Raw genomic sequence first — 7,616 nt, forward strand, 5'->3', positions numbered from 1 at the left:
CTGGATGGATCATCCTCATTGTCGTGCTATTCCTGGTATTCGGCGGCGGCTTCGGCTGGAGTCGTCGCGGTAGGTAGGTCACAACAAATCGATTCCCTCAAAACATATGTCGATCTCAGAAAGGTAGGAAGGAAAGATGAGCACCACTGGATGGATCATCCTCATTGTCGTGCTATTCCTGGTATTCGGTGGTGGCGGCTACGGCTATAGGCGGCGCCGTGGATAGATCACAACAACCTCGCATTATCCGAGGGAGGCAGTGATGTTTTTGGTCCTCGGAGCGGCCACAGTCACGATCAGCGTCGCCATCGGGGTGGTTTGCCTGATCGCCGGGGGCATGTACATGTTCCGGAACAGGATCCTTCTCGGTGCAGTCCTGCTCATTATCGGGTTCCTCCTCGGAGGACTCAGCATCTTTGGCGTCCTCGGCTGATGCACCAGTGGGGACTCTCATGAAGCCCATGCTGGGGAAACCACGGTTCTGGCAACAAGCCCTGGCCATCGTTCTGGTCTACTGGGCCCTAGTGCTTCTCGACGTCATCGCCTTCAACGGTGCCAACAAGATCCTCGCAATCGGCGCTCTGGTAACAAGCGGCTTACTCCTCCTCGACAAATAGCCGGGCCGCCCTGGGCGGCCGTTGGGGGCCTGAAGCGCCACCGGTGTGAGTTGTGCTCGACGGCCTGGTCAGTCGGAGACTTCCGCAACGATGTAGACCGACGACGCGAAGTTGTAGGGAACCGCGACACCAACGGCGGTTCGTGCGTGGCGTCCGGATTCACCGAAAACGTCCACCATGAGATCGGACGCCCCATTCATAGCGGTGGCTTGCTCCCCATTTTCCGGCGTCGAATTCACCAATCCGTGAACGGCGACAACCTGGGTGACCTGATCGAGTGAGTCGATGACCGTGAGCAGAGCAGCCAGGCAGTTGATCGCGTGATCGCGCTGGCTCGTGTGGCAGCGACAGCTTCGTCCAGGCTGAGATCGTCTCCCAGCTTCCCTTTCCACACGCTGTCCCCGTAGATCGAGACTTGACCGGCTGTAGTAACAAGGTTGCCCGATCGGACTGCCGGCACATAGTTGGCAAGCGACTCGGGCGCTGAAGGCAGTTCGAGTCCTAGTTCGACGAGACGGGCGGCAATACGAGAGATCGGGGGGAGGATACCCGGTTGGACGCATTGGAGCCCAGGCCTCCAGAACGTAGGGAGCAAGAAGGTTCCACCTGTCGCACCGTATAGGTCAGGTCAATGGGTGAGCGGGAGACTGGGCCTGTCACTAGACGCCGGATGTGCACACAAATCCGCGGTTTCCGTGACGGCGGGACAGGAGGGCTCGGTCACGAATGCAGTAGGCCCGGGAGTCAGCTACCTCCGCCCCCAAACCTAGCGGCTAGTCAACCTTGAACCGTAGACGATTCGAGCGTCTCGACGAGCCTCTCGACGAGCCACGCAAATGACTCCTCCACATCGACGTCGAGCCCGAACCCGCCGATGCTTTCAAGCGACACGAACCCGTGCAGAGCTGCCCTGAGTGTCCGGACGGCATGGATCGATTCCTTCTCGTCAAGGTCGTACCCGCGCAGGATTGCGATGACCGGTTCGACGGGACGCATCGAGGCCTTGGCGTACTCCACGTCGTGGGGCCGCGCTTGGGCCGACAGCTCGTACAGTCCCGGGTGGGCCTTGGCGTAGGCACGGAACTCGGCCGCCAGGGCGCGCAACGCGTCGCGCCCCGTGCGCCCCATGGCAGCTGCGCCGAGCCTGTCGGCGAAGTCCTCGGTGGCCATCAAGGCGACTTCGCGCAGGAGGGTGTCGAGTCCGGTGACGTGGTTATAGAGCGAAGGTGGTTTGACGCCCAACTCCCGGGCCACCCGACTGAGCGTGAGCGCCGACGTCCCTTCCGCATCCACGATGGCGCTGGCGGCTTCGACCACTGATTGGGCAGTGAGCCCTTTACGCCTGGTCACGAGGGAGCGTCGGTGAGGAAGTCGGCGATCGCAGCGACCACCTGGCCGGGAAACTCGACGTGCGGGTAGTGGCCGGCATCGGGGACCACGTGCAGTTTGCCGCCAGTTTCCGTAGCGATCGAGGCGCCCACTGCCGCCGGATCCTTGAAGTGGGAGTCGGCGCCACCCATCACTACCAGCGTTGGGACGTCTACCCGGGCGATGCGCTCCGGCAGACCGTTCCGATGGGCGGTCAAGGTCTCCCGTACCGCCTTGCGCCGTTGCGGGTCTCCCATCATCTTGGCCAGGGCGGTGGCCTGCTCATCGAGATCAGCGGGCGGCGCAGCTGGATGCCATTTTCGGAACTGGCCGGCCCACAGCTTTCCCGCGAATGGTCCTCGCAGCATCAGGCCGAGAGGGATGTTCTGCCAGGCTGGTGCCGCCTCAAGGTGCGCGCTGATGAGTACCAGCCGGCCCACCAGGTTGGGACGGTCGGCGGCTGCCCACAGCGCCGCGGCCGGCGAGAACGACGTTGCTACTACGGTCGCCGGGCCCGCACCGAGGTGATTGATGAGCGCAACCAGATCGGCCGCCGTGTCGGCCATCCCGTACCCCGGCCAGTTCGCCGATGAGTCGCCGTGCCCCCGCAGGTCCATGGTCACTACGCGGGCGCCACCGGCCACGAGATCGGGCGCCACGAATCGGTACTCGTCGCGAACGTCACCAGCGCCGGGAAGCATCACCACGAGCGGGCCGCTACCGCCGCTGTCGTCGAAGGCGATCGTTCCGCCGGTCAGATCGAGCTGCTGGGTTGTCATGTCTTTTCCCTTCATACTAATACAGTTAGCGAATAAACTAAGGCCATTAGTTTATGTTGTCAAGACCGACGGAATTGGCCAGCAGGTACCGCCCGGGTTGGTCAGGTCGGGTTCGATACGTAAGTGGCTGGGAGGGGTGCCCGGGAGAAAGTCCATCAGGAAGATGCGCGATGAGAGGTTAAACACCGCACTTGCTCGTGGTGTGGCTGCCTAGCGCGGTGCCCGAGGAATCAAGACCGGGGTCCGGCTCGTGTATTCCTGGTAAGGCGCTTCGCCGCCCCAGCGCTTCTCGGCCCGGTCCTCGAGTAGCGGGATGCCGCTTACCCGGGTCAGTAACAGAACGACGAATACCGGCGAGATCAAGGTGGCCCACCGCCAACCCGACAGGACGGGTAGCGCCATGACGGCAATGCCGGCCCAGAGCACGATCTCTCCGAAGTAGTTTGGATGACGTGACCATGCCCACAGCCCGGACGTAATGAACCGGCCGGCGTTGGCCGGATTCCGTTTGAAGACCGATTTCTGATAGTCGGCAACGGACTCGAGCGCGAACCCTGCAACCCACACGGCGATGCCAACCAGGGCAACCCAACCGATGGGCTTTCGTTCGTGGCCCGTAATGATCGCCAGGGCTGCCGCCAAAGTGAGCAGTACCCAGAGGCCCTGCAGGCTCCAGGTCATGAAGAACCGCAGTGGGTCGGTCTTGATACGATCGAACCGGCCGTCGCGTCCGTCCCGTCGTACCCTGCGGAACAGGAACGAACCAAGACGTATGGCCCAAACGGATACCATTATTCCAACGATGATCGCCCGGGCGTCGAGTTCGCCGCTGAGCGCCAGAGCAACTGCTGTGACGGTGAGATAGCTGACACTGCCGGTCAGATCGAAGTATTGCTCGGTCTTTGCCCGGTTCGATGGCACGAACACCGCCCAGTTGATCGCATAGGCGAGAAGACCGCATACGGCAAACACGGCTATCGAGCCGACATTTCGGCTGCCGGCGCTGCCGGCCAACACGACCAAGGCGCCGATCACGATGCTTGCCGTAACGCCGATGAGGGATCTTCGGTTCTCTTTGACCATTGCATCGATTCCAGGATTGAGTGCAACTAGCGACACGAGCTTATCTCACTGGGCGGATAGGATGCAGATCAGAGCGAGAGCGCGACGTCGTCCGAGGGAAACGCAGCGGATGGCGCGCCATGTCTGACTCAACCGCGGAACGCGTACGTTTCCAATAGCAATACTCAGGAGAACTAGCATGTTAGAGAACGTGTCAGAGAGCCCAAGCAAGTGCCCCGTCATGCACGGAGCCCACACTGCCGTCGGGTCCACGGCCAATCAGCACTGGTGGCCGAATCAGTTGAACCTGCGCGTCCTGCGTCAGAATGCTGCCTCCTCAGATCCGATGGGCGAAGAGTTCGACTACGCACAAGAATTCAAGACGCTTGACTTCGACGCCCTTGCCAAAGATGTCGATGCACTCATGACCCAATCCCATGATTGGTGGCCAGCCGATTACGGGCACTACGGGCCTTTCTTTGTTCGCATGAGTTGGCACTCGGCGGGCACCTACCGAACCCACGACGGACGCGGCGGTGGCGGTAGCGGATCCCAGCGGTTCGCCCCGCTCAACAGCTGGCCGGACAATGTCAATCTGGACAAGGCCCGCCGTTTGTTGTGGCCGATCAAGCAGAAGTATGGGAGGAAGATCTCCTGGGCCGACTTGATCATCTTTGCGGGCAATCGCGCCATCGAGACGATGGGTCTCAAGACGTTGGGGTTTGGTGGTGGCCGGGCCGATATCTGGGCGCCTGAAGAGGACGTCTACTGGGGTCCTGAAACCGAATGGTTGGGTGACAACCGCTACAGCGGGGATCGGGAGCTGATGAATCCGCTCGGTGCCGTGCAGATGGGCTTGATCTATGTCAATCCTGAAGGTCCGAACGGGAACCCCGATCCTATGGCTTCGGCCCAAGACGTTCGGGACACGTTCGATCGCATGGCCATGAACGACGAAGAAACCGTGGCGCTCATTGCCGGCGGCCACACCTTCGGTAAGACTCATGGGGCGGCCCCCGCCGACGAATTCGTCGACCGTGAGCCTGAAGGTGCGGGAATCACCGAACAGGGCCTCGGATGGATCAGCAGCTACGGCTCTGGCAAAGGCAGCGACACGATCAGCAGTGGCCTTGAAGGTGCCTGGACCACCGACCCGATTCGCTGGGACAACAACTTCTTCGAAAACCTGTTCAAGTACGAATGGGAGTTGACCACCAGCCCGGCCGGCGCTCAGCAATGGACGCCGACCAACCCGGAGGCGCAGGACATCGTGCCTGACGCTCACGATCCGGCGAAGCGTCACGCTCCGATGATGGCAACCTCTGATATCGCTCTGATCACCGATCCGGTGTACAAGGAGATCTCACGACGCTTCTACGAGAACCCGGATCAGTTGGCCGATGCGTTCGTACGAGCCTGGTACAAGCTGCTGCATCGTGACATGGGACCGGTAGCCCGATATCTGGGTCCATGGGTTTCCGATGAAGCATTCATTTGGCAGGACCCGGTTCCGGCTGCCGATTACGAGCAGATCGATGATGCAGACATTGCCGGTCTGAAAGCCCGGATTCTCGCTTCGGAACTGTCGGTTTCGCAGCTGGTTTCAGCAGCCTGGGCTTCCGCCTCTACCTACCGTGATACCGACAAGCGCGGGGGAGCCAACGGGGCGCGCATCCGTCTCGCCCCCCAGGCCGGATGGCACGTGAATGTCACATCGGGCGTGGCGGATGTCGTCAGAACCCTTGAAGGGATTCAAGAGGATTTCAACGGTTCTCAAGACGCCAAAATGGTGTCGTTGGCCGACCTCATCGTGCTGGGTGGGTGCGCAGCTATCGAAGCGGCCTCGGCCGCGGCTGGCCAAAACGTCGTGGTCCCGTTCACGGCTGGCCGGACGGATGCCACCCAGGAGCAAACGGATGTCGAGTCGTTCTCCGTGCTTGAGCCGACCGCCGACGGGTTCCGCAACTACTTGCAAGGTGATCACGGTATCGCCGCCGAGCATTTGCTGATCGACAAGGCGTTTATGTTGACACTGTCTGTTCCGGAGATGACGGTCTTGTTGGGCGGAATGCGAGTGCTCGGCACCAACGCAGACCAATCGCAGCACGGAGTGTTGACCGAGTGGCCAGGGGTATTGAGCAACGACTTCTTCGTGAACCTGCTCGACATGGGGACCGTGTGGAAGGCGACATCAGACGCCGGGGACCTGTTCGAAGGTCGGGGCCGGGAAACCGGCGAATTGCGATGGACGGGGACCCGGACCGATCTGGTATTCGGTTCCAATTCCGAGTTATGGGCCGTCGCCGAGGTTTATGGCAGCGACGACGCCGAGCAGAAGTTCGTAGACGATTTCGTTGCCGCATGGAGCAAGGTCATGCACCTCGATAGGTTCGATCTCGCATGATCTGAGCGATCGGCCCTAGGATTTGGCTTTCTTTGCCGATTTGCCAGAGCTGTTGAGTTCGGCAGCTTGGGTAATGAGGGCTTTGAAGGCTGAGCCGTCGACGTTTTCGCCTTCGGCGATGTCGATGGCACGGCGAGTGTTTCCTTCGAGACTCGAGTTGAAAAGACCGGCGGGATCCTCCAAGGACGCGCCTTTGAAGAACGTTAGTTTCACGACATTCTTGTAGGACTCGCCAGTGCAGATGATGCCGTTGTGTGACCAAACCGGCGTGCCGGGGGAGGAGGCTTTGGCCCATTTCCACTCCTCGATCACGTCCGGGAGTGCTTCGTGGATCAGCTTGCGCATCCTGCTGAGGGTTTCCCCGCGCCAGTCCCCGAGTACTGAGATTCTCACCGAGATGAGTTCCGACGCCGACTGGCTTTGGTTCGCTTGCGAATCGTCCATGGACGCATCCTAGAAGCCTCAACCCTCGCGTGATCGAGCGGTGAGGAAGCCGGGCGGGGTCGGTCAGCACCATGTGGGCGAGCGTCGGAAAACCCGGAGGGTGGTGAACGTGGAGCTTCTCGCCCCGGTGCCCGGGTTGAAACGAGAATCACGAGTCCGACGCGGGCCCCGGGCTCTGGTGTCGTAGGATCCCTCTCATGACTGCCCGATCCGTTTCGTTCGATACAACCCTGAGTGCGTTCGGCAACAACACCGGGATCGAGGTCCCGCCCGACGTGATCGATCAGCTCGGCGGCGGAAAGCGCCCGGCAGTTGTGGTCGATGTCAACGGCTACGAATACCGCAACACGGTCGCCGTGATGGGTGGCAAACATCTGATAAGTGTGAGTGCTGCAGTGCGCAAAGAAACCGGTCTCAAGGGCGGAGACCCGATACGGGTGACGCTCACCCTGGCAGAAGGCCCGCGTCCCGTGCAGATGCCGGAGGAATTTCGAGCTGCGCTCGATGCCAACCCATCGGTTCGCGAATTCTTTGACGGTCTATCGAACAGTGTGCAGCGATATCACTGCGACAATATCGGTGGCGCCAAGACCGAAGAGACCCGCCAACGCCGGACCGTCAAGGCGATAGAGCTTTTTGCGGCCGGAAAACCCCGCTGATAGCGAAGGGGTGTTTCTCCGACCGTTGGCTACGGCTCAACTGTTTCGTGCCTTAGCCCATCCCTGGCGACATCGAGCCCCAGCCATCCCGCCAGATCGGCGATCTCCTCGTCGACGGCCGTTGTCGCGGCCCTGCTGAAGGGCTGATCCTGATGCACTGCGGCGACCTTCAGGACGCCGGCTTTGTGGTCGGCGGTGGCATCGAGCTTGCCGACCATTTAGTCGTGGTGAAGGCCTCGGGAGGGCAAAGTAGCCCCAGCGGCGCTTGGCGGCTGCTTTGTAC

General features: G+C 61.1%; 11 protein-coding genes. 5 read left to right on the forward strand and 6 right to left on the reverse strand.

The window, feature by feature from the left end; all coding sequences use genetic code 11:
• Window positions 1–136: 136 nt before the first annotated feature.
• From JJE47_04425 to JJE47_04435, 3 genes are read left to right on the forward strand one after another with little or no spacing between them, the layout of a single operon-like run.
• Window positions 137–226, forward strand: coding sequence for an LPXTG cell wall anchor domain-containing protein (locus JJE47_04425; protein ID MBK5266659.1), 90 nt, complete (start codon window positions 137–139; stop codon window positions 224–226).
• 36 nt (window positions 227–262) lie between these two features.
• Complete coding sequence (locus JJE47_04430; protein MBK5266660.1) at window positions 263–433, forward strand: hypothetical protein; 171 nt, start codon at window positions 263–265, stop codon at window positions 431–433.
• 28 nt (window positions 434–461) lie between these two features.
• Window positions 462–617 carry a hypothetical protein gene (locus JJE47_04435; protein MBK5266661.1) on the forward strand — a complete coding sequence of 52 codons (156 nt, stop codon included), beginning with the start codon at window positions 462–464 and terminating at the stop codon, window positions 615–617.
• A gap of 68 nt (window positions 618–685) precedes the next feature.
• Here the strand turns inward: JJE47_04435 and JJE47_04440 are convergent, their stop codons facing one another.
• From JJE47_04440 to JJE47_04455, 4 genes are all read right to left on the reverse strand, one after another.
• Window positions 686–1,009 (reverse strand): RidA family protein, encoded by a 324-nt coding sequence (locus JJE47_04440; GenBank protein ID MBK5266662.1) that lies wholly within the window; start codon window positions 1,007–1,009, stop codon window positions 686–688.
• Window positions 1,010–1,394: 385 nt separating this feature from the next.
• Window positions 1,395–1,967, reverse strand: coding sequence for a WHG domain-containing protein (locus JJE47_04445; protein ID MBK5266663.1), 573 nt, complete (start codon window positions 1,965–1,967; stop codon window positions 1,395–1,397).
• The gene (locus tag JJE47_04450) at window positions 1,964–2,779 is read right to left on the reverse strand and encodes an alpha/beta hydrolase (protein MBK5266664.1); all 816 of its coding nucleotides are present in this window, start codon (window positions 2,777–2,779) and stop codon (window positions 1,964–1,966) included. The genes JJE47_04445 and JJE47_04450 overlap by 4 nt, the downstream gene beginning before the upstream one ends.
• A gap of 195 nt (window positions 2,780–2,974) precedes the next feature.
• Window positions 2,975–3,847 carry a DUF1295 domain-containing protein gene (locus tag JJE47_04455; protein MBK5266665.1) on the reverse strand — a complete coding sequence of 291 codons (873 nt, stop codon included), beginning with the start codon at window positions 3,845–3,847 and terminating at the stop codon, window positions 2,975–2,977.
• A gap of 178 nt (window positions 3,848–4,025) precedes the next feature.
• Between JJE47_04455 and katG the strand changes: the two genes are divergently transcribed.
• Entirely contained in the window at window positions 4,026–6,230 is a 2,205-nt protein-coding gene (katG, locus tag JJE47_04460; protein ID MBK5266666.1) for a catalase/peroxidase HPI, read from the forward strand.
• Window positions 6,231–6,245: 15 nt separating this feature from the next.
• Here katG and JJE47_04465 read toward each other — a convergent pair whose 3' ends face one another.
• The gene (locus tag JJE47_04465; protein ID MBK5266667.1) at window positions 6,246–6,674 is read right to left on the reverse strand and encodes a DUF1801 domain-containing protein; all 429 of its coding nucleotides are present in this window, start codon (window positions 6,672–6,674) and stop codon (window positions 6,246–6,248) included.
• A gap of 197 nt (window positions 6,675–6,871) precedes the next feature.
• On the opposite strand from JJE47_04465, the gene JJE47_04470 reads away from it, so the two are divergent.
• Window positions 6,872–7,333, forward strand: a complete 462-nt coding sequence (locus JJE47_04470) for a DUF1905 domain-containing protein (GenBank protein ID MBK5266668.1) — start codon at window positions 6,872–6,874, stop codon at window positions 7,331–7,333.
• A 29-nt stretch (window positions 7,334–7,362) separates the two neighbouring features.
• On the opposite strand, the gene JJE47_04475 is transcribed toward JJE47_04470, so the two are convergent.
• On the reverse strand, window positions 7,363–7,551 hold the full coding sequence (locus tag JJE47_04475; GenBank protein ID MBK5266669.1) for a hypothetical protein: 189 nt from the start codon (window positions 7,549–7,551) through the stop codon (window positions 7,363–7,365).
• Between the last annotated feature and the right edge of the window lie 65 nt (window positions 7,552–7,616).

It is taken from the genome of Acidimicrobiia bacterium (assembly GCA_016650365.1).
Taxonomy (GTDB): domain Bacteria; phylum Actinomycetota; class Acidimicrobiia; order Spongiisociales; family JAENVV01; genus JAENVV01.